The sequence below is a fragment of the Acinetobacter sp. 24-47-64 genome (assembly GCF_057737055.1).
On record NZ_CM173215.1, the window covers coordinates 1,229,593 to 1,249,012 of the forward strand.

Consider the following 19,420-nt stretch of genomic DNA (forward strand, 5'->3'; position numbering starts at 1 on the left):
GCATGGGCATTCGTATTACAGGCACTGGCTTATTCCATCCTGAACATGTCATCACCAATGAAGAATTGGTTGAAAGTTTAAATGCTTATGTAGAAAAGTTTAATCAAGAGAATGCTGAAAAAATTGCTGCGGGTGAAATCGAAGCACGCCGTGGTTCAAGTGCAGAATTTATTGAGAAGGCTTCAGGTGTTAAAGCACGTTATGTTGTAGAGAAGGAAGGCGTATTAGATCCTAATCGTTTACGTCCAAACTTAGCAGAACGATCAGATGATGAAATTTCACTTCAAGCTGAGTGGGGTGTGATCGCTTCAAAACAAGCAATGGAAAATGCCGGTGTAACTGCTGAAGACATTGATGTTGTAATATTGGCTTGTTCAAATATGCAACGTGCATATCCTGCGGTTGCTATTGAAATTCAAACTGCATTAGGCATTCAAGGTTATGCTTATGACATGAATGTTGCTTGTTCTGCTGCAACATTTGGCTTAAAACAAGCTTATGATGCGATTAAGTCTGGTGCTCGTCGTGTGCTCTTGGTCAATGTGGAAATCACATCAGGTCATACAGATTATCGTTCACGTGATTGTCATTTCATTTTTGGTGATGTGGCGACAGCTTCAATTATCGAAGATACAGATTCTAAAACAGGATTCGAAATTTTAGATACGCAATTGTTTACGCAATTCTCTAATAACATTCGTAATAATTTTGGTTTCTTGAATCCAAGTGAAACAACCAATGCGGATGATAAACGCTTCCGTCAAGATGGCCGTAAAGTGTTTAAAGAAGTATGCCCATTGGTTGCGAAAATGATTACAAAGCAACTTGAGAAAAACCAAATCGAACCGACGAATGTTAAACGTTTCTGGTTACATCAAGCCAATGCCAGCATGAACGAGTTAATTTTAAAGCTGGTTGTGGGTAAAGCTGCTGCTGAAGCAGATCCAGACTTAGTTCCAATCATTTTAGACGAGTTTGCAAACACTTCTTCAGCTGGGGTCATCATTGCGTTACACCGAACTGCAGATCAAGTGAATGATGGTGAATACGGTGTATTATGTTCATTTGGCGCGGGTTATTCTGTTGGTTCAATACTGGTTCAGAAGCGAGTAGCTTAATTATATAAAGAGATGTTCAATGGAAAATAAAGCATTGCAAATCCAACACCATTCTAAAATGATCCGATATGGTAGTTTGTTGCAACGTTTTTATTTTAAACCGACCTTTCTTGGTGTTGAACATCTCAATGCTGATCGACCTGCCATGTATGTGGGTAATCATACAATTTATGGTGTATTTGATACGCCAATATTGATTGATTATCTATATACAGAGCACAAAATTAAAATTGTGAGTTTAGGTGATCACATTCATTTCAAAATACCGTATTGGAAAGATATGGTTCATAAAATGGGTGCAATTGAGGGTCTAAGAGAATACGCCAGAGATGCAATGCAACAAGGATACTCTATCCTAGTGTTTCCAGGTGGTGGACGTGAGGTCGTAAAGCGCAAAGGGGAAGAATATCAACTCATATGGAAAGAGCGCTACGGATTCTTAAAGTTAGCTCAAGAATTTGACTACGACATTGCACCTTTTGTAGCTGTAGGTGGTGATGAAGTATTCGATTTGGCACTTGATGCCAATTATTTGCTTGAAAAAAAGTGGTTTAAAAAGCTTTTAGCTGTACCTAAAATTGGAAAAATACTCCGTCAAGGTGATGTCTTGCCTTCAATACCCAAAAATATTATTCCTAAAAGAGTCCCATTCTATTTCAAATTTTTACCACGACAATCAATCTCAAATATCAAAACAGAACAAGATTTGATTGAATTCAGAGATCAATTGCAGCAAACAATTTACGAAAATATTGCATCAACGCAGTTGATACGAGATAGACAAAGTTAAATCTTAGAAAATTATACTTCTTAATCTAATTATATTGTTGATTATAAAAATATTTTTAAAATAATATTAAAAAAATAAATTAGTGCTTTCTATTTTATATCAATTAGGTATATTATTTTAATGTAAATATTCAGTTTACTAAGCCCAAAGATTGTACTCCTCCTTGGGCTTTTTTTTATCTCAGAATAATAATAGGCGTATGAGAGCGATTTTCACTTTTTAAATTTCACACAAATTAAGTTTGAAAATCAAAGGTGAATTTTTGGTACAAAATGCAACTATAGTTGGTTTTATAAAAATTAATAAAAACAGAATGTTATTTAAATTTTTTAGCCTGCTATCAAAACAATTCTAATTTTGTAATTGCAAAATGTATGCTTCTACGACTTAGAGGTTCATAAAGAAATTTTGCATAAGTGGTTTTTTTTTGTACATTGAAAATTCAAAAACAAAATAACACAGAGGGATTATGTCACTACAAGGAAAAACACTGTTCATTACAGGTGCAAGCAGAGGTATCGGTCGTGAGATTGCACTTAAAGCTGCAAAAGATGGTGCAAATATTGTGGTTGCTGCAAAAACGAGCACTGAACATTCGAAACTCAGTGGTACGATTCATTCTGTTGCAAAAGAAATAGAAGCAGCTGGTGGGAGAGCATTAGCGATCCAACTTGATGTCCGAGATCAAGATGCTGTCGCAGCCGCAATGAAACAGGCTGCTGAACATTTTGGTGGGATAGATGTCCTCATTAATAATGCTGGTGCGATTAATTTGAGTGGGGTTGAAACGCTTGATCCAAATCGTTTTGATCTCATGTATCAAGTTAATACTCGCGCTGTTATGGTCTGTAGTCAAGCTGCCTTGCCTTATTTAAAACAAAGTCAAAATCCACATATTCTTAGTCTCTCTCCACCTTTAAATTTAAAAGAATCGTGGTTTGCGGTTCATTCTCCTTACACCATCAGTAAATATGGCATGAGTATGTTGACCATGGGAATGAATCAAGAATTCGAACGTTATGGGATAAGTGTTAATGCCTTGTGGCCTAGAACCATTATTGCAACTGCAGCGATAGAATTTTCTCTCGGTGGACGTGAGTTATTTAGCAAGGCTCGGACACCGGCAATCATGGCTGATGCAGCGTATGCAATCTTGACGAGTGAGAAACGTTCGATCACGGGTCGTATGATGATCGATGAAGAGATATTAAGAGAGAAAGGTGAAACTGATTTCGAAAAATATCGAGTTGAGCCATCAGATGAGGAATTGATGGTCGATTTATTTGTTGATCCATAAATGAGAAAGCCCAACATAGCGTTGGGCTTTATTATTTATACTAAATTATCGTAATGCAGTAAGGTTGACATCCTTTTGATACATCTCGATCTGCATGACTTGTTCAGTTAAGAATGCTTTACGTTGGTCATTGCTCGGATGACTTGCAAACAAAGTTGATTGATCTTTATTCATTTTACGTTTGTTGAGATTTGCTTCGAATTTATCCCAAAATGAGAGTGCTGCATTGTGATTGTAGCCCGCTCTCACCATCAAATCTAAACCAATCAAATCAGCTTCTTCTTCTAGATGACGGCGATGAGACATATTGGTTTGATTACCAGATAAACCACTTACAAGTCCGATGGCAGCCCCAGTTCCCATGGTTGCACCCATTAGACCCAAATTCATTGCTGCGAAACGAGAAGCCTTTTCACGACTATGATTACGGATAATGTGTGCCATTTCATGCGCAATTAGAGTGGCTAATTCATCATCTGATAAGTTTTCAAACATATATACAGCCGAATTAACTACAATTTGCCCACTTTGAAAGGATTGGGCATTCGGTTTGCTGCTGAGCACACCGTTAATTCGCCATTGAATTGGTTGACGACCTTCACGTAAATATTGATTAGCATGTGGGATTAAACGTGCCAAAATTTGATTTAAGCGTGGATCTTCAAGATATAAAGACTTAGTCTTCGCTTTCTTTTCAAATTTATTATAGCTACGGTTTGAAATTTTATTCCAAGCTGATTCCGGAATAATCATGAGTTGTTTGCGTTCGGAAGCTACAGTGCCTAATGATGTGGTTGAAACACAGCCAGTCGAGATTAATGCAATTGAACTTATAATACCAAACGCGAAGGATTTCATAATTACACCTTAATGATGGGATATTATTTGAGATCTAGCTTGATTTTTAATAGCTAGATTTCGTGTTTAATTATTGTTCAATATTTAGATTAATTAAACAAACATTATTTTAATTATTAATTTGAACGAATTAATATCATGGTGGTTATAATGAGATTTGAGTCACAATAATATTTTTTTATTTGTTATTTTGTTATTTAGATAAATTATTTTATTTATATATATTTTGTATTTTATTATATTTTTATTATATTATTTGTGATTGGATTAATATTTATTAAAATTAATAGTATATATAAATCAGTATTTTATGTTTTATTTTTGTTTTCTTTAAATATTTGAGTGTGATTCTGTTTTTGAATTTAATTTAATATGAGAATAAATTCTCACTATTTTAGTTGAATATTGATAAATAACTCATAACGAAATATTTTGGAATTCCATTCAAGGCTATTAAAATTAATTCTTATATTGTGAAGTTTTTCTTACATTGAGTTGGTGTATTTTGTGATTTATTTCTCAAATATTATCGTTGGGTATTTTAATTAAATTTGGGTGGACTAATTATGTGATTTATAACCACGAATTTTTTTGATCACAGTGTTATAAGGCCTGTTTGATTTTTGACAAGGTCTGAGCATCATTAATATGCGCATGCTGCTTATCCTAGCCAATCGATACAACAGAACACTTTAAAATAAATTCATCTAAACTTATTTTGTCTTCAGTCAATATAAGTATCAATTCGTTCAATTTCAAAGATGTTTAACCTGAACTTGAGTTTTCAGTACTCGTCATTCAATCGCATCGTATTTTGAAAGAATGATTAATCTTGATGTGGAGTACTCGGTGAATCAAATGAGGGTTTCTTTGGTGGTTCGAGTAAAGTCTCAATCACAAACGCTGTGCCAAGGTGATCAACAGAAATATTTAAAGAATTCCAACGGAATAATGAGATTTTTTGCGATATAAAGTTCATGTTAGGGCGAGTACAAATGTATGAGCGATCTCGAGTGACGATTGGCGTTGAAGCGGCATTTGTTTTATCACGCTTTCTTAATTCATTCGTTGAACTTTGAACGACTAGACAGGAACTGATACGGTCAATATGAATAATTGGTTTAAGGGTAGTTTATTGCTTGGTTCTTTGGTGAGTAGTTTTGCATTTGCAGATTTTCTACCACCAGATCAAGCATTTCAATTTGAGGCAGTATCAGTCAGTCATCATCAAGCTGAACTAAAATGGAAGATCGCAGATGGTTACTATCTCTATCATGATCAAATCAAAGTTTCAGACATTCAAGGTCCTGTAAAGTTATCTCTACCACGCCCAAAAGAGAAAGATGATCCAAACTTTGGTATGACCCAAGTGCATTATCAGGATGTAATCAGCAATATTCCAGTCAAACCAAATCAAGAATTTAAGATTCAATGGCAAGGATGTGCTGAAAGTGGTTTATGTTATCCGATTCAAAGAACAACGATAACAACTGACAGCACAGGTTTATTCCCAGCGCAGCAAACTACACAAGCTAAGAAAGTTTTAAATCTCAAAGAAATTTCAGCAGCATCTAATGGAGTTGTAAATACTCGAGATGCACAAGAAAATGCTTCACCAAAAACAGAAACACAACTCATTTCAAAGGATAACAATACAGTCGCAGATCGTAAAAATTTTAACGCTACTGCGCTTGAGCGAGATAAAACCGAATTTGGAGAAAATAATTTAATCAGTGAGGATCAATCCACGCTAGATGCAAATTTATCTAAAGAAAATCTGAATAGGCCAGCCAGTTTTTCGGGTGTATGGAACAACGATCAATTTTTTTTAAATTTGCTCTCTCAACAAAGTGTATGGCTTAATTTATTGGTGTTTTTAGGACTTGGAATATTGTTGGCATTCTTGCCTTGTTCATTGCCCTTAATTCCGATTTTATCAGGCATTCTTGTGCAAAATCACAGAGGTTATCGTGCCGCGGTAATAGCTTTTATTTTTGTCACAGGGATGGCTATCGTTTATGCGTTAATGGGATTCGTTGTTTCTCAACTGGGCTATAGTTTTCAGCGTTGGTTTCAAAGTCCGATCTTCATCAGTATTTTTAGTCTCTTGTTTATTATTTTTGCCCTTAATCTTTTTGGTGTATTTCAAATCTCTTTACCTCAAGGAATGTTACAACGCTTAGATCTTTGGCAACAAAAACAAAAAGGGGGCACATTGATCGGTGCAGGACTCATGGGGATGATTTCTGCACTGATTGTTGGACCTTGCATGAGTGCTCCGTTGGCTGGAGCATTAATATTTGTCTCACAGATTAACCAACCTTTATTAGGGGCGACTTATCTTTTTGTTTTGGGCATTGGGATTGGTTTGCCGCTTTTTATTGCGGCAGTTTTCGGGACGCATTTTTTACCTAAACCTGGGGTATGGATGGATCGACTCAAGGTCTGTTTTGGTTTCGTGATGTTGCTTGTGGCCACTTATTTTGCACGGCCACTTATTCCAACCAGTATTTATCAAATTCTGATGGGTCTTTTACTTCTTGGATTCGCTGTATATTTACTCTGGAAAATGCGACCTTATGTCGAAAAAATAGTGGTTAAAAGCATCATCATATTACTCAGTCTTGGCATGATGTTTTTAGGAATGAATTATGTGCAGCAAGGGTATAAGCACTCACTTGTAACGCAGGCCAAAACATTACATACATGGCATAAAGTCAATTCTGCCGCGCAGCTTTCAAATGTTTTGAACGCAAATCAAGGTAAAGCCGTAGTAATTGATGTTTACGCAGATTGGTGTGTTGCATGTCAACCGATAGAAAAAGAGGTACTTCCGCGTGAAGATGTTCAAGCCCAACTCAATGATTTGGTTTTAATTAAATTAGATCTCACTCATTTTGAACCAAGCCAAGATGAACTGTTAAAAAAATGGCAAATTTTAGGTCCGCCAACATTTATTTTTTTAAATACGCAACATGATGAAATACGTGATCTGCGTTTGACTGGTACTTTTACTACAACACAGTTATTAAATCGATTGCAGGAACAATCTGTCGGGATGGTTCAGTAATGATTTCATTTGATGGGATTCAACTTGGATCACTCATGTTTCCATGGGTTTTATTGATTCTATTCAGTGGGATACTGTTCATCAGTATCCTGATCAATGTTTTAGGTCATCACTATAAATGGACAGATACCCAAGTCAAAATCAGTAAAGATTCAGTGTGGACAAGCATCATTATTGGAGCAGTTGCCGCTAGAGTCATCTTTGTTATGTTCTATTGGGAGACTTATATTGCAAATCCTTTAGATATACTCAAAATCCAAGATAAAGGATTTAGCTTATGGAGTGGATTATTCTTCGGTGGGCTAAGCTATATCATTCTCAATCGAAGCTTACGAACAAAAATGAAGATCATTTTAGTTGGGGTGTTTTTATTTTGGGTAGCGATTGGCGTAATGATAAAAACTCAATACAAGGTTGAAAGTTTTTATCCTGATCTAAGTTTTCAGATACTCCCAACTGATCATAGTGAAAATAAGAATGAAGGGTATTTCACAGATTTTTTGGGTCAGCCTACAGTCGTTAATTTGTGGGCGAGTTGGTGCCCGCCATGTCATAGAGAGATGCCAATACTTTTTCAAGCACAAAAGGCTCATCCCAATATTCATTTTGTGATGCTCAATCAAGGTGAAGATATCACAACGGTTCAAAACTATTTACAAAAACACAGCTTCAACTTTAAAAATGTCAGACTTGATGTAAATGGGGAAATGCCCAAGCAGAGCAATAGTTTTGGCTTGCCAACTACATTGTTTTACGATGAAAAAGGTAAATTGGTGGATAGACATATGGGTGAGTTAAGCGCTGCAAAATTGCAAGAATATTTAATTAAAATGACAGCTGAGTAGAGCTAAAGGTTATGAAAGATATAAATAAATTAATATTGTTGTCTAGCGTATTTTTAATAAGTAGCGTCAGTTATGCGGATTTAAAAAAGCAGATTTCAGCAGAGGGCTTTGAGTTTGTAAAAGAAATTCCAGCACCAGCAGGTATGACAGGATGGGCAGGGCATATGAACCAACATCCAGGCACGGTTTTTATTTCTAATGATCAGAAATATTACATTATGGGTGATTTATATAATGCTCAAGGTGAAAATATTTCTATTGAAGCATTAAATACACATGTCAAAGACGCCGTATTAGATGATGTATGGAAGAGCATTGAAAAGTCGACTTGGATTCAAGATGGTGAAAATACAGCAGCACGCGTTGTTTATGTATTTTCAGATCCTAACTGCCCATATTGCCATCAATTTTGGGAAGCTGCACGACCATGGGTAAACTCGGGAAAAGTTCAACTTCGACATATACAAGTTGGTGTAATTCGAGAAGAAAGTCGAGGGCAGATTGTCACCATACTTAACTCAAGTGATCCTGCTAAAGTATTTAATGACTACAATAAAAAGAAAGGTAAAGAGCGATTAGTTGTTACGCAAAATATATCAAAATCTTTACATGAAAAAATCGACTATAACGAGTCACTCATGGATAAATATGGATTTTTTTCCACGCCAGCTATGGTATGGAAAAATCAACAAGGAGAGTTCAAGTCTATGCAAGGAATGGCAAAAGACTTGCAAGAAGTTTTTGGTCTTTAGTACTCTTGAATACAAAACTTTAAAATTTAATACATGGTCATTTGCATGGAGAATATGATCGTATTTGAGTCTCATATCCACAACTGAAAGAATTGCAAGATTATGAAGTAGGATCGCAATATAAGCTATAAAGCGTTTGCATAATGGTGAGGACTTTAGGATCACTCACTTGATAAAAAATTTGTTTACCTTCACGACGAGTCACCACCATTTCAGCTTTACGTAATACGGTTAACTGTTGTGAAAGCGTGGGTTGAAAAATTTGAGTTCGATTCTCAATTTCCTGAACGTTCAATTCACCATCTACTAAAATACAAAGTATCTTTAAGCGATCAGGATTCGACAGGACTTTAAGTCGATCGCTGACTTGATCAACTTGTGAAAAATCCATTTGATTGAATTCAACATCAGACGGCATTGGATGTTCCTTTGAAACAGAAGGATGCGTATGTTAAAGCATCTTGATTATTTTTAAAAATTATATAATATAAAAAAATATATTGTAAATAACTAAATTGTTATGCATGATTTTGTGATTGCTTTTTTAGGTGGAGCACTACTCGGTTTATCTGTGGTTGCATACTTATGTGTGAATGGTCGAATAGCAGGGATTAGTGGTTTAATCGGTCAAGTACTAAATCCGCATACAGTTTTCAAAACACCAGCATTGTGGTTTTTACTGGGTCTCATCATCACACCCTTTATCTATGGTATTTGGGTTCAGCCTGAAATTGAACTCGAAGCAAGTCCATTCATGATGATCGTGGCAGGTATTTTAGTTGGATTTGGAACACGTTTAGGTTCTGGCTGTACAAGTGGGCATGGCATTTGTGGTTTAAGTAGATTGTCCAAAAGATCTATTGTGGCAACACTGAGCTTTATGCTGACAGGCTTTATAACGGTTTATATAATTCGGCATGTCACAGGAGCATTCTAAATGAAAAACCTTTTTGCTTTTTTGTTTGGCTCACTTTTTTCCGTGGGACTCATGTTATCTGGAATGTCGAACCCTGAAAAAGTTCTTAATTTTCTTGATTTATTTGGCGAGTGGGATGCAAGTTTGGCATTTGTCATGATGGGTGCCATTGTCGTGGCATTCATACCCTTTCAGATCGTAACCAGAAGTGAAAAGCCTTTAACTCTATTCAATGAGACTATTGATCTACCAAAGAGCAATCAGCTTGATAACAAGCTCATTATAGGTGCTAGCTTGTTTGGTATAGGCTGGGGCATCGCAGGCATCTGTCCAGCACCAGGATTAACATTGATTGGTTTAGGGCATTATCAATCACTCTATTTTGTGATTGCGATGTTGATAGGAGTTTTAATTCACCGTAAATGGATGGGGGCATAGTTATGAAACTAGTGATGAAAGACGCCACTCAAGATCAAATCAAGCCGCTAATTAAAGATTTTTTTGATCAAAATACCAATACATTTAGTTATGTCGTGGCTGATCCTGTGACATTAAGTTGTGCCATTATCGATAGTGTTTTAGATTTTGATGCTGCTTCTGCGACAACAACGACGGAACATGCTGACCAGATTATTCAATACATACATGAACAGCATTACAAGGTTGAGTGGATTTTAGAAACACATGTGCATGCTGATCATTTGACCGCTGCGCAATATTTAAAATCTAAGCTGGGTGGCAAAATTGCCATGAGTCATCATATTGGAATTGTACAAGAAACATTTGGCTCAATTTATCAATTGGATATTAAGGCAATAAACGCACAGCAACCATTCGATTATTTATTTAAAGATCATGAGTGTTTTAAAATTGGAGAAATTGAAGCCTACAACATTCCAACGCCTGGTCATACACCTGCTTGTCTTAGTTATGTGATAGGTGATGCAGTTTTCGTGGGTGATACTATATTTATGCCAGACTATGGTACAGCACGATGTGATTTTCCACGGGGCAGTGCAGCAGAATTATTTGATTCAGTTCAGAAGCTTTATCAACTGCCTGATCATATGCGTGTATATCTATGTCACGATTATTTACCAGAAAATCGACATCAATATATGTGTCAAACAGATATAAAAACGCAAAAAGAATCTAATATACACATTCGAGTTGATTCAAAAAAGAATGATTTTGTGGAAATGCGCAATAGCCGTGACGCGACATTGGGGATGCCAAAGCTCATTTTACCAGCCATTCAAATCAATATGAACGGTGGCAAATTTCCGCCCACTGAACACAATGGAGTATCTTATTTGAAAATCCCTTTAAATTTTTTCAAATCATAAAATTTAGCTACTTTAATTTTTATAGATATTATAAATACATGTTATGTATAAAATTGAAAAAGGCTTTAAAAACAAGTTCAATAGGCGTATAGTTAAGTATGAAAGTTGATCAGCCTAGTCGGTTATTAACTTGATTTTTTTTCTATGTTTCTAAACACTCTTTATCGAAAAGAGTTGAGAGGAAATTTTGCTAAGATCTAGTGGACTCATCATTGCATTTGCAACGGTGTTATTACAACTAGCGGTTTATTTACAACCGATCTTACCGGAGAAATTTCATGTCGCTCCGGTATGCATGTCTATTATGCATAATTTACTTTCTCCAGAACGCCATCAGCATGTTCATGAGACTTATCACGATCTCGTCCACCATTTGAGTGAAAACGAACATCATCACGACCATAATCAAATTACTCACCAATGCCAATATTGCACTGTGTATGGAGACCTCGTCTTACCATTTGATTTTGGTGTAAAAGAAATTTTTGATCGCTTACAAGTTAAGTTGAGCTTCTACCGCAATTCTTTTTGGCACGTCTATTTTTCTCTACAGAAGCTCTATCTTCTGCCTCAAGGCCGAGCGCCACCTTTTGGACTCTAATTGATTTAAACCTTGGATCATTTTGATCTTAATCAATTTATTTAGAGTTCAATCTTATGAAAAAAATCTTTAAACAGTCTGTAGCTAACAGACGGTATTCACTCATCCTCAAAAAAGTGAATTTAAAATCGCGTGTTATCGGAATGATACATGACATCTACAATGTAATTCTGACTGTAGTTTTAAACTCATTGAAGAACAACATTCACCACAAAATTCAATGATAAGGTGACCTCATGGATCTAGGACTAACAGCGCTCGAATTGGCGCGTATACAATTTGCATTCACTGTTTCATTTCACATTATCTTTCCAGCAATTTCGATTGGATTGGCAAGTTTTTTGGCTGTGCTCGAATGGCGTTGGCTTAAAACGAATGATCCTGTTTATCGAGATCTGTTTAAATTTTGGATAAAAATATTCGCACTTTCATTTGGTATGGGTGTCGTTTCAGGCGTGGTGATGAGCTATCAGTTTGGAACCAACTGGAGTGAATTTTCACGTATTGCTGGTAGTGTCACTGGACCATTGCTGACGTATGAAGTGCTCAGTGCGTTTTTCTTAGAAGCTGGTTTCCTCGGTATCATGTTGTTTGGCTGGGGGCGAGTTGGACCAAAGACGCATTTTTTTGCAACCTTAATGGTGGCAATAGGAACATGTATATCCATGTTTTGGATTCTGTCATCTAACAGCTGGATGCAAACACCTCAAGGCTTTGCATTTGAAAATGGAATAATTGTTCCTCAAGATTGGTTCGCGATTGTCTTTAACCCATCCTTTCCTTATCGATTAGCGCATATGGCACTGGCCGCTTTCTTGGTTTCAGGCTTATTGGTTGCCGCAACTGCTGCATGGCATCTACTCAAAGGACGCCGTGATGCGTTAGTTAAAAAGTCATTCTCGATGGCAATGTGGATGATCCTTGCTTTAGCTCCACTACAGATGTTCGTGGGTGATTTACATGGATTGAATACCTTAGAACATCAGCCTGCTAAATTAGCTGCAATCGAAGGTCATTGGGAAACCAATAAAGATCATGGTATGCCGTTGTATCTATTTGGTATTCCAGATATGGAAGCTGAAGAAACTAAATATGCGATTGGTATTCCAAATTTGGGTAGCCTGATCATGACACATACCCTTGATGGTGAGGTTAAAGGCTTAAAAGAATTCGCACCTGAGGATCGACCTAATTCAACCATCGTTTTTTGGAGTTTCCGAATCATGGTGGGTATGGGCATGCTCATGATCTTACTGGCTGTATTTGGTCTATGGCTACGTAAGACAGGCAAATTCTATGATTCTAAATGGTTGCACAAGTTTGCTTTGTGGATGGGGCCTTCAGGTTTTATTGCATTATTGGCAGGCTGGTTTACCACAGAGGTGGGACGTCAACCTTGGATTATCTATGGCGTAATGCGTACGAAAGATGCGTTATCTCCTGTCTCTGCGGAACAGGTTGGACTTACGCTAATTATTTTTGTTGTGGTGTACTGCATCGTATTTGGTATCGGTATCTTTTATATGTTGAAAATGATGGTAAAAGGACCAGAATTTATTTATTCAACACCACATTCAGATGGCGAAGTGATCCGAGCTTCTAAACGCCCGATGAGTACCATTGATAATGAACAACAACTTGAAGCATCAAACAGGGTGAATGATCAGGAGAATTTGAAATGATTGATTTATCATTGATTTGGATTGTGATCATCGCACTAGGTGTGTTGATTTATGTCGTTCTTGATGGTTTTGATTTGGGAATTGGTATTTTATTTCCATTTGTGAAAGATCGCCAAGAGCGTGATGTCATGATGAATACTGTAGCACCCGTATGGGATGGCAATGAGACTTGGATGGTACTTGGTGGAGCTGGTTTATTTGCCGCTTTTCCACTGGTCTATTCGACTGTGTTGTCTGCATTATATATGCCCATCACCTTAATGGTGATCGCGCTTATATTTCGTGGAGTCGCTTTTGAGTTTCGTTTTAAGGCTAATCGGACTAAGGCACTTTGGGACCAAGCATTTATTTGGGGTTCAATTTTAGCTTCATTTTTACAAGGTGTGATTTTAGGCGCTTATATTCAAGGAATTCAGACGACCAATGGTGTGTTCACGGGTGGTGGTCTGGATTGGCTCACTCCATTTTCACTCTTTACAGGTTTAGGCGTTGTTGTGTTATACGCGACACTCGGTTGTGGATGGTTAATTTTTAAAACGGATGAGCGTGTACAAGATCATATGTACCGTCTGATGCCGAAGCTTATGATCGCGTTATTTCTAATATTTGGCGCTGTCAGTATTTATACCCCCCTTGTACATGACGATATTGCACAGCGTTGGTTTAGCCAACCACAAATGTGGTATTTCAGCCCCGTACCAATACTGGTATTGATTTTTACTTTCCTTGCGCTCAGAGCTTGTAAACGTCGTCAGGAGTTTGCGCCTTTCATCTATACATTGGCTTTGGTATTTCTTGCGTATACGGGCTTCTTAATTAGTTTATGGCCTAATATCATTCCGCCAAGTGTAACGATTTGGCAAGCTGCTGCACCTCAAAGTAGTCAATTATTTGCTCTCATTGGTGCACTCATTCTAATCCCAATTATATTGTTTTATACCGCTTTATCTTATTGGGTATTTAGAGACAAGGTCCGTGTTGGTGACGAAGGTTACCACTGAGGAGAATGATAATGAAACTGAATCAAGCAGGGTGGTTTATTGTTTTATGGCTCGGTGGTTTTTTAAGTCTATTATTGATTGCTGGTCTATTTCGATTGCTCATCCAGTGGGCGTATTAATCTAAATCTTTAGACATCAACAATTAACCCATCATCTAGGTGATGGGTTTTTAATTTAAATACTAACGACTAATCGTTGTTGATCATAATTGGGTAATAGAAACTATGATATAGGCACAATTAAGCGGATTTTAGCTTCTAAACCAACGCTTTAAAAATTTACTTAAACAATTGATTTAAGATAAAATTAGAAGAATCATCTGAATCTTTGAGAATGATGAGTGACATCGTTTCAATCACTTATGACATAACTATCGGCGTTTTAAGGAATCACGAGACTGATATTTAATTGTCGTTGTTCATGGTCTAATTACTGTGAAAAAAAAGCCAGACTGGTGGAGCAATCTGGCAAAGCGTCAAGATGAGTCACCCGTGACAAGTGATGTTTCCTGAGTTCAGGTTTAAGTTGTTCTGAACTTAAGCCTGAATAAATTCAGCAACAGCCTGGTTAAACGCCTGTGGTTGTTCAACATTCGAAATGTGCGAAGCATTAATCTCAACAAGTTGACTACCCGCAATCGCTGCTTGCATAAACTGACCATCTACCACAGTGGTCACAGGGTCTTGTTGACCTGCAATAATCAATACAGGAATCGAAATCTGTTTGAGTTGTTCACGCACATCCGCCTTAGCCAAAGCTTCACAGCAGCTTGCATAACCTTCAGGGCTGCCAGCTCCTAAGTCGTTTGAAAGTTCTTCAATCACTGCTGGGTTGCTTTGGATAAAGGGATCTGTAAACCAACGACCTGCAGCCGTTGATGCAATCGGTGCTAAACCTTGTTCACGAACCAATACGGCACGATCATTCCAAGCATTTTCATTGCCAATTTTAGCGGCGCTATTACACACAATCACATGACTAAAGCGTTGAGGATGATTGATCGCTAACCATTGGCCTGTCAAACCACCCATCGAAATACCACAGAATGCAGCTTTTTCAACATTTAAATGGTCGAGTAAATTCACCACATCTTGACCAAGTTGATCAATGGTATATGGACCTTGAGGCGCGTCCGATGCACCATGACCACGTGTGTCATAACAAATCACATAATGAGAAGCTTTAAAAAACTCAATTTGTGATTGCCACATGCTGAAATTTGTCCCTAAAGAGTTAGAGAAAACAAGAGCAGGCTTGCTTGAATCACCAAAAGTTTGATAATTGATTTGCGCATCATTTGAAGAAAAAGTAGGCATAGAATCCCTCCCGACCTCCCTTGAGAAAAGGGAGGGGGTTTTTAATAGTTAAACACGTTCGATAATTAAAGCGATGCCTTGACCCACACCGATACACATAGAGCACAATGCATATTTGCCACCAGTTGCTTCAAGTTGATTCAGTGCAGTCGTCACCAAACGCGCACCTGATGCACCCAATGGATGACCTAATGCAATTGCACCACCATTTGGGTTTACACGTGCATCATCGTCGGCTAAACCTAGGTCACGTGTACACGCCAATGCTTGTGCTGCAAACGCTTCGTTCAGCTCAATCACATCCATTTGCTCTAGTGTTAAACCTGTTTGAGCCAGTAACTTTTTAATCGCAGGTGCAGGACCAAAGCCCATAATGCGAGGTTCAACCCCAACGGTGGTCGCACCAATCACTTTGGCACGAGGTTTTAAACCATATTTTTCCACAGCTGCATCAGACGCAATCAGAATCGCAGCAGCACCATCGTTAATCCCTGATGCATTACCTGCGGTTACTGTACCGTCTGCTTTTACAACAGGTTTTAACTTGGTTAAGGCTTCTAAAGTGGTTGAGGCACGAGGATGTTCATCTTTTGCCACCACAACCGCATCACCTTTACGCTGTGGAATAGTCACAGGCACGATTTCTTGATCAAAGAAACCGCGTGCTTGTGCAGCAGCCGTACGTTGTTGGCTGGATAACGCAAATTGGTCTTGATCAGCGCGGCTAATGTTGAACTGTTCAGCCACGTTTTCGGCCGTTTGCGGCATGGTTTCAACACCATACATTTCTTTAAGCTTCGGGTTGATAAAACGCCAGCCCATGGTGGTGTCTTCAATCTTTTGACTACGACCAAATGCACTCTCAGATTTACCCATCACAAATGGAGCACGTGACATGGATTCAACACCACCTGCCACAATCACGTCAGCCTCACCAGCTTTAATGGCACGCGCAGCCATTGCTACGGTATCGAGTGATGAACCACATAAACGGTTGACTGTGGTTGCAGGTACTGTATAAGGAATACCTGCTAAAAGCGCCGACATACGACCGACGTTACGATTATCTTCACCGGCTTGGTTGGCACAGCCAAATAAAACGTCATCGACGACATTCCAATCCACAGAAGGGTTACGTTCCATTAACGCTTTTAATGGCACTGCACCTAAGTCATCCGCACGGACAGGTGCTAAACCACCGGCATAACGACCAAAAGGCGTACGGATGGCATCAATGATGTATGCGTTTTTCATTTATTTATGTCCTAAATCTTTGAATCCCTCTCGACCTACCTTTGACAAAGGGCGGAGTCCACCCGCTTAAATAAATTGGGTGGAAAGTCCCTCCTTTAATAAAGGAGGGATTTAGGGAGGATTGATAAATCAGTCTTGAGTCGCATCAATGAGTTTGGCACCCGTCATCGATTGAAGCTCTTCAAAAGATAAGCCTTCAACTTTCTCAATGACTTTCATGCCATCTGCCGTCACATCAATCACACAAAGGTCCGTATAAATGCGGTCCACACATTTCAAACCTGTCGCAGGATAAGTCAGCTCAGCAACGATTTTAGGTTCGCCTTTTTTAGTGACATGATCGGTGGTAATAAAGACTTTTTTCGCACCCACGGCTAAGTCCATTGCACCACCCACAGCAGGGATCGCATCAGGTGCACCGGTATGCCAGTTTGCAAGATCACCATTTTCAGCGACTTGGAAAGCACCCAGTACCGCGATGTCTAAATGACCACCACGCATCATGGCAAATGAATCACCATGATGGAAGAAAGCTCCGCCTTCTAATAAAGTCACAAACTCTTTACCTGCATTAATTAACTCAGGGTCACGGTCTTCTTCCGCAGGGGGTGGACCAAAGGCCAATAAACCATTTTCAGAATGTAAAAAGACATCTTTGTCAGCAGGTAAATAGCTCGAGATTTTAGTTGGTAAACCAATCCCAAGGTTGACATAAGCACCATCAGGAATATCTTGTGCAACACGTTCAGCAATTTGATCACGGGTTAATTTTTGATAACTCATTTTATTTCTCCAATCTCAAATTACTGCGCAGGTTGAACTTGTACAACGTGTTGTACAAAGATCCCAGGGGTGATGATGTGTTCAGGATCTAAGGCACCGAGGTCCATGACTTCTGATACTTGTGCGATGGTGATATCTGCTGCCATGGCCATAATTGGACCAAAGTTACGTGCAGATTTACGGTACACCAAGTTCCCCCAGCGATCTCCCTTATGCGCTTTAATTAACGCAAAGTCAGCTTTGATTGGATTTTCTAAAACGTAGTCTTTACCTTCATAATTCATGGTTGGTTTGCCTTCAGCGAGCAAAGTACCAAAACCTGTTGGTGTGTAGATTGGACCTAAGCCCATACCCGCCGCTTGAATACGACAAGCCAAGTTGCCTTGCGGTACAAGTTCTAACTCGATTTTGCCTGCACGGTAGAGTTCATCGAAGACATAAGAGTCAGACTGACGAGGAAAAGAACAGATGATTTTACGTACAGCGCCTGCTTGTAACAGTTTAGCCAAGCCGTAATCACCATTACCTGCGTTGTTGTTGACGATCACTAAGTCTTTAATACCGAGTTCAATTAAGCCATCGATGAGTTCAGCAGGCTGACCTGCAGTACCAAACCCACCAATCATAATGGTTGAACCGTCTTTAATTTGGGAGAGGGCTTCGGTTAAAGTCTTTTGAGATTTATCAATCATAGCGTTTTATAGATAAAGCTATCTATATCCTTTTAGGTCTTGCAAAAATTTAAACAAATCAAAATGATTAGATTTGGATTGGTCTAAATTCTTTAGTTAAATGAGATAAAGGATGGATGCGAAATCCATCCCTTTATTATTTTTAAGCTGATGCGCGGCGACGTTCAACTTCAGTAGAAGGCGCACCTTCAACGTCTTTCACTAATTCAATGTCAAATTGAATATGTTTGAACGCACCTTTTAGACCACGACGAGCAATTTCAGCTTCATCAGTTACGTCTACAGCAGTTGCCACTAAGCCATCACGCGTTGCAAATGCAAAGTCATCCCAAAGGTATTCATCACCTTCGATGTTGAACTGCGTAGTTAATTTACGGTAGCCAGGCGCAGTGACGAAGTAATGCACGTGTGAAGGGCGGTTACCATGACGACCAAGTTTGTCTAATACAAACTGAGTTGTACCTTCTGGTGGGCAGCCATAACCTACAGGCATTGTGGTTAATGCTGTATATTGACCTTGTGCATCCGTGAAGATCGTACGACGTAAGTTGAAGTCAGATTGAGACTTATCAAAGAACGAGTAGTTACCTAAGCTGTTTGCATGCCAAACTTCAACTTTAGCGCCTTCAATGATGTTACCTTCAGTATCTTTAACGATACCTTCAATAATTAAAGTTGGGATTTTGCCTTCTTCAGAACCATCATCCATACGTGCAAAACCAACTGATTCTGGTGCACCAGCGACATACAATGGACCTTCAATTGTACGTGGAGTACCACCTGTAATACCTGCTTGAGCATCTTTCTCATCTGCACGTAAATCAAGGAAATGCTCAAGACCTAAACCAGCAGCCAAAAGACCTAATTCGTTTGCTTGACCAGCATCAGTAAAGTACTCAAGACCCTTCCAAACTTCAGATTGGCTTAAATCTAAATCTTCAATCGCTTGGAATAAGTCAGATACTAAACGTACAACGATTTGCTGAACACGTTCATCAACAGGACCTGTTGCAGTATCAACGTTCATTTTTTTGACTAAAGCATTAATTTGTTCGCGGTTCATACTATTTCTCCTTAAGTATGCTTGCTGTGTGGTGGC

20 protein-coding genes are annotated in these 19,420 nt (G+C 38.5%); 13 read left to right on the forward strand and 7 right to left on the reverse strand.

Annotated features, from left to right (window positions below):
* The first annotated feature begins 2 nt into the window (after positions 1-2).
* The 3 genes from AC1M85_RS05825 (at position 3) to AC1M85_RS05835 (ending at position 3,205) form a co-directional block, all read left to right on the forward strand.
* Positions 3-1,118: a beta-ketoacyl-ACP synthase III gene (locus AC1M85_RS05825; protein WP_035270185.1), complete on the forward strand. Its 1,116-nt coding sequence runs from the start codon at positions 3-5 to the stop codon at positions 1,116-1,118.
* Between the two features lie 19 nt (positions 1,119-1,137).
* Positions 1,138-1,908 (forward strand): lysophospholipid acyltransferase family protein, encoded by a 771-nt coding sequence (locus tag AC1M85_RS05830; RefSeq protein WP_481610446.1) that lies wholly within the window; start codon positions 1,138-1,140, stop codon positions 1,906-1,908.
* A gap of 469 nt (positions 1,909-2,377) precedes the next feature.
* On the forward strand, positions 2,378-3,205 hold the full coding sequence (locus AC1M85_RS05835) for an SDR family oxidoreductase (RefSeq protein WP_481589608.1): 828 nt from the start codon (positions 2,378-2,380) through the stop codon (positions 3,203-3,205).
* 45 nt (positions 3,206-3,250) lie between these two features.
* On the opposite strand, the gene AC1M85_RS05840 is transcribed toward AC1M85_RS05835, so the two are convergent.
* The gene (locus tag AC1M85_RS05840; protein ID WP_488213738.1) at positions 3,251-4,063 is read right to left on the reverse strand and encodes a M48 family metallopeptidase; all 813 of its coding nucleotides are present in this window, start codon (positions 4,061-4,063) and stop codon (positions 3,251-3,253) included.
* A 1,108-nt stretch (positions 4,064-5,171) separates the two neighbouring features.
* Here AC1M85_RS05840 and dsbD point away from each other — a divergent pair.
* Genes dsbD through dsbG form a run of 3 tightly spaced genes read left to right on the forward strand, consistent with a single transcriptional unit; the run spans position 5,172 to position 8,730 of the window.
* Entirely contained in the window at positions 5,172-7,133 is a 1,962-nt protein-coding gene (gene dsbD, locus AC1M85_RS05845; RefSeq protein ID WP_488213739.1) for a protein-disulfide reductase DsbD, read from the forward strand.
* Complete coding sequence (locus AC1M85_RS05850; RefSeq protein WP_180028994.1) at positions 7,133-7,978, forward strand: TlpA disulfide reductase family protein; 846 nt, start codon at positions 7,133-7,135, stop codon at positions 7,976-7,978. The genes dsbD and AC1M85_RS05850 overlap by 1 nt, the downstream gene beginning before the upstream one ends.
* A gap of 20 nt (positions 7,979-7,998) precedes the next feature.
* Complete coding sequence (gene dsbG / locus AC1M85_RS05855; protein WP_488213855.1) at positions 7,999-8,730, forward strand: thiol:disulfide interchange protein DsbG; 732 nt, start codon at positions 7,999-8,001, stop codon at positions 8,728-8,730.
* A 100-nt stretch (positions 8,731-8,830) separates the two neighbouring features.
* Here dsbG and AC1M85_RS05860 read toward each other — a convergent pair whose 3' ends face one another.
* On the reverse strand, positions 8,831-9,148 hold the full coding sequence (locus tag AC1M85_RS05860) for a metalloregulator ArsR/SmtB family transcription factor (protein ID WP_481593421.1): 318 nt from the start codon (positions 9,146-9,148) through the stop codon (positions 8,831-8,833).
* Positions 9,149-9,250: 102 nt separating this feature from the next.
* Here AC1M85_RS05860 and AC1M85_RS05865 point away from each other — a divergent pair, with 102 nt between their 5' ends.
* The 7 genes from AC1M85_RS05865 to AC1M85_RS05895 all read left to right on the forward strand — a co-directional run bounded on the left by AC1M85_RS05865 (position 9,251) and on the right by AC1M85_RS05895 (position 14,395).
* A complete protein-coding gene (locus AC1M85_RS05865; RefSeq protein WP_488213740.1) occupies positions 9,251-9,667 on the forward strand; it encodes a YeeE/YedE family protein in 417 nt (138 codons plus the stop codon).
* Entirely contained in the window at positions 9,668-10,084 is a 417-nt protein-coding gene (locus tag AC1M85_RS05870) for a DUF6691 family protein (protein WP_179997938.1), read from the forward strand.
* A gap of 14 nt (positions 10,085-10,098) precedes the next feature.
* Positions 10,099-10,992, forward strand: coding sequence for an MBL fold metallo-hydrolase (locus AC1M85_RS05875; protein ID WP_488213856.1), 894 nt, complete (start codon positions 10,099-10,101; stop codon positions 10,990-10,992).
* A gap of 187 nt (positions 10,993-11,179) precedes the next feature.
* Positions 11,180-11,593 carry a DUF2946 domain-containing protein gene (locus tag AC1M85_RS05880; protein WP_092768857.1) on the forward strand — a complete coding sequence of 138 codons (414 nt, stop codon included), beginning with the start codon at positions 11,180-11,182 and terminating at the stop codon, positions 11,591-11,593.
* Positions 11,594-11,829: 236 nt separating this feature from the next.
* Positions 11,830-13,275, forward strand: a complete 1,446-nt coding sequence (locus tag AC1M85_RS05885) for a cytochrome ubiquinol oxidase subunit I (RefSeq protein ID WP_180028991.1) — start codon at positions 11,830-11,832, stop codon at positions 13,273-13,275.
* Positions 13,272-14,276, forward strand: coding sequence for a cytochrome d ubiquinol oxidase subunit II (gene cydB, locus AC1M85_RS05890; RefSeq protein WP_180028990.1), 1,005 nt, complete (start codon positions 13,272-13,274; stop codon positions 14,274-14,276). Before AC1M85_RS05885 ends, cydB begins: the two co-directional genes overlap by 4 nt.
* 11 nt (positions 14,277-14,287) lie before the next feature.
* Positions 14,288-14,395, forward strand: coding sequence for a DUF2474 family protein (locus AC1M85_RS05895; RefSeq protein WP_155757002.1), 108 nt, complete (start codon positions 14,288-14,290; stop codon positions 14,393-14,395).
* 417 nt (positions 14,396-14,812) lie between these two features.
* Here AC1M85_RS05895 and pcaD read toward each other — a convergent pair whose 3' ends face one another.
* From pcaD to catA, 5 genes are all read right to left on the reverse strand, one after another.
* Complete coding sequence (gene pcaD, locus AC1M85_RS05900; protein WP_488213741.1) at positions 14,813-15,592, reverse strand: 3-oxoadipate enol-lactonase; 780 nt, start codon at positions 15,590-15,592, stop codon at positions 14,813-14,815.
* Between the two features lie 48 nt (positions 15,593-15,640).
* Positions 15,641-16,846 (reverse strand): 3-oxoadipyl-CoA thiolase, encoded by a 1,206-nt coding sequence (gene pcaF, locus AC1M85_RS05905; RefSeq protein WP_488213742.1) that lies wholly within the window; start codon positions 16,844-16,846, stop codon positions 15,641-15,643.
* A gap of 129 nt (positions 16,847-16,975) precedes the next feature.
* Positions 16,976-17,629, reverse strand: coding sequence for a 3-oxoacid CoA-transferase subunit B (locus AC1M85_RS05910; RefSeq protein ID WP_488213743.1), 654 nt, complete (start codon positions 17,627-17,629; stop codon positions 16,976-16,978).
* Positions 17,630-17,649: 20 nt separating this feature from the next.
* Entirely contained in the window at positions 17,650-18,321 is a 672-nt protein-coding gene (locus AC1M85_RS05915) for a 3-oxoacid CoA-transferase subunit A (RefSeq protein WP_488213744.1), read from the reverse strand.
* A 142-nt stretch (positions 18,322-18,463) separates the two neighbouring features.
* A complete protein-coding gene (catA, locus tag AC1M85_RS05920) occupies positions 18,464-19,384 on the reverse strand; it encodes a catechol 1,2-dioxygenase (protein ID WP_481590937.1) in 921 nt (306 codons plus the stop codon).
* Between the last annotated feature and the right edge of the window lie 36 nt (positions 19,385-19,420).

What these genes read in the sequence shown, in the direction of transcription:
- AC1M85_RS05825 (WP_035270185.1), top strand. Translation starts at nt 3, where the DNA reads ATGGGCATTCGTATTACAGGCACTGGCTTATTCCATCCTGAACATGTC.
- AC1M85_RS05830 (WP_481610446.1), top strand. Translation starts at nt 1,138, where the DNA reads ATGGAAAATAAAGCATTGCAAATCCAACACCATTCTAAAATGATCCGA.
- AC1M85_RS05835 (WP_481589608.1), top strand. Translation starts at nt 2,378, where the DNA reads ATGTCACTACAAGGAAAAACACTGTTCATTACAGGTGCAAGCAGAGGT.
- AC1M85_RS05840 (WP_488213738.1), bottom strand. Translation starts at nt 4,063, where the DNA reads ATGAAATCCTTCGCGTTTGGTATTATAAGTTCAATTGCATTAATCTCG.
- dsbD (WP_488213739.1), top strand. Translation starts at nt 5,172, where the DNA reads ATGAATAATTGGTTTAAGGGTAGTTTATTGCTTGGTTCTTTGGTGAGT.
- AC1M85_RS05850 (WP_180028994.1), top strand. Translation starts at nt 7,133, where the DNA reads ATGATTTCATTTGATGGGATTCAACTTGGATCACTCATGTTTCCATGG.
- AC1M85_RS05860 (WP_481593421.1), bottom strand. Translation starts at nt 9,148, where the DNA reads ATGCCGTCTGATGTTGAATTCAATCAAATGGATTTTTCACAAGTTGAT.
- AC1M85_RS05865 (WP_488213740.1), top strand. Translation starts at nt 9,251, where the DNA reads ATGCATGATTTTGTGATTGCTTTTTTAGGTGGAGCACTACTCGGTTTA.
- AC1M85_RS05870 (WP_179997938.1), top strand. Translation starts at nt 9,668, where the DNA reads ATGAAAAACCTTTTTGCTTTTTTGTTTGGCTCACTTTTTTCCGTGGGA.
- AC1M85_RS05875 (WP_488213856.1), top strand. Translation starts at nt 10,099, where the DNA reads ATGAAAGACGCCACTCAAGATCAAATCAAGCCGCTAATTAAAGATTTT.
- AC1M85_RS05885 (WP_180028991.1), top strand. Translation starts at nt 11,830, where the DNA reads ATGGATCTAGGACTAACAGCGCTCGAATTGGCGCGTATACAATTTGCA.
- cydB (WP_180028990.1), top strand. Translation starts at nt 13,272, where the DNA reads ATGATTGATTTATCATTGATTTGGATTGTGATCATCGCACTAGGTGTG.
- AC1M85_RS05895 (WP_155757002.1), top strand. Translation starts at nt 14,288, where the DNA reads ATGAAACTGAATCAAGCAGGGTGGTTTATTGTTTTATGGCTCGGTGGT.
- pcaD (WP_488213741.1), bottom strand. Translation starts at nt 15,592, where the DNA reads ATGCCTACTTTTTCTTCAAATGATGCGCAAATCAATTATCAAACTTTT.
- pcaF (WP_488213742.1), bottom strand. Translation starts at nt 16,846, where the DNA reads ATGAAAAACGCATACATCATTGATGCCATCCGTACGCCTTTTGGTCGT.
- AC1M85_RS05910 (WP_488213743.1), bottom strand. Translation starts at nt 17,629, where the DNA reads ATGAGTTATCAAAAATTAACCCGTGATCAAATTGCTGAACGTGTTGCA.
- AC1M85_RS05915 (WP_488213744.1), bottom strand. Translation starts at nt 18,321, where the DNA reads ATGATTGATAAATCTCAAAAGACTTTAACCGAAGCCCTCTCCCAAATT.
- catA (WP_481590937.1), bottom strand. Translation starts at nt 19,384, where the DNA reads ATGAACCGCGAACAAATTAATGCTTTAGTCAAAAAAATGAACGTTGAT.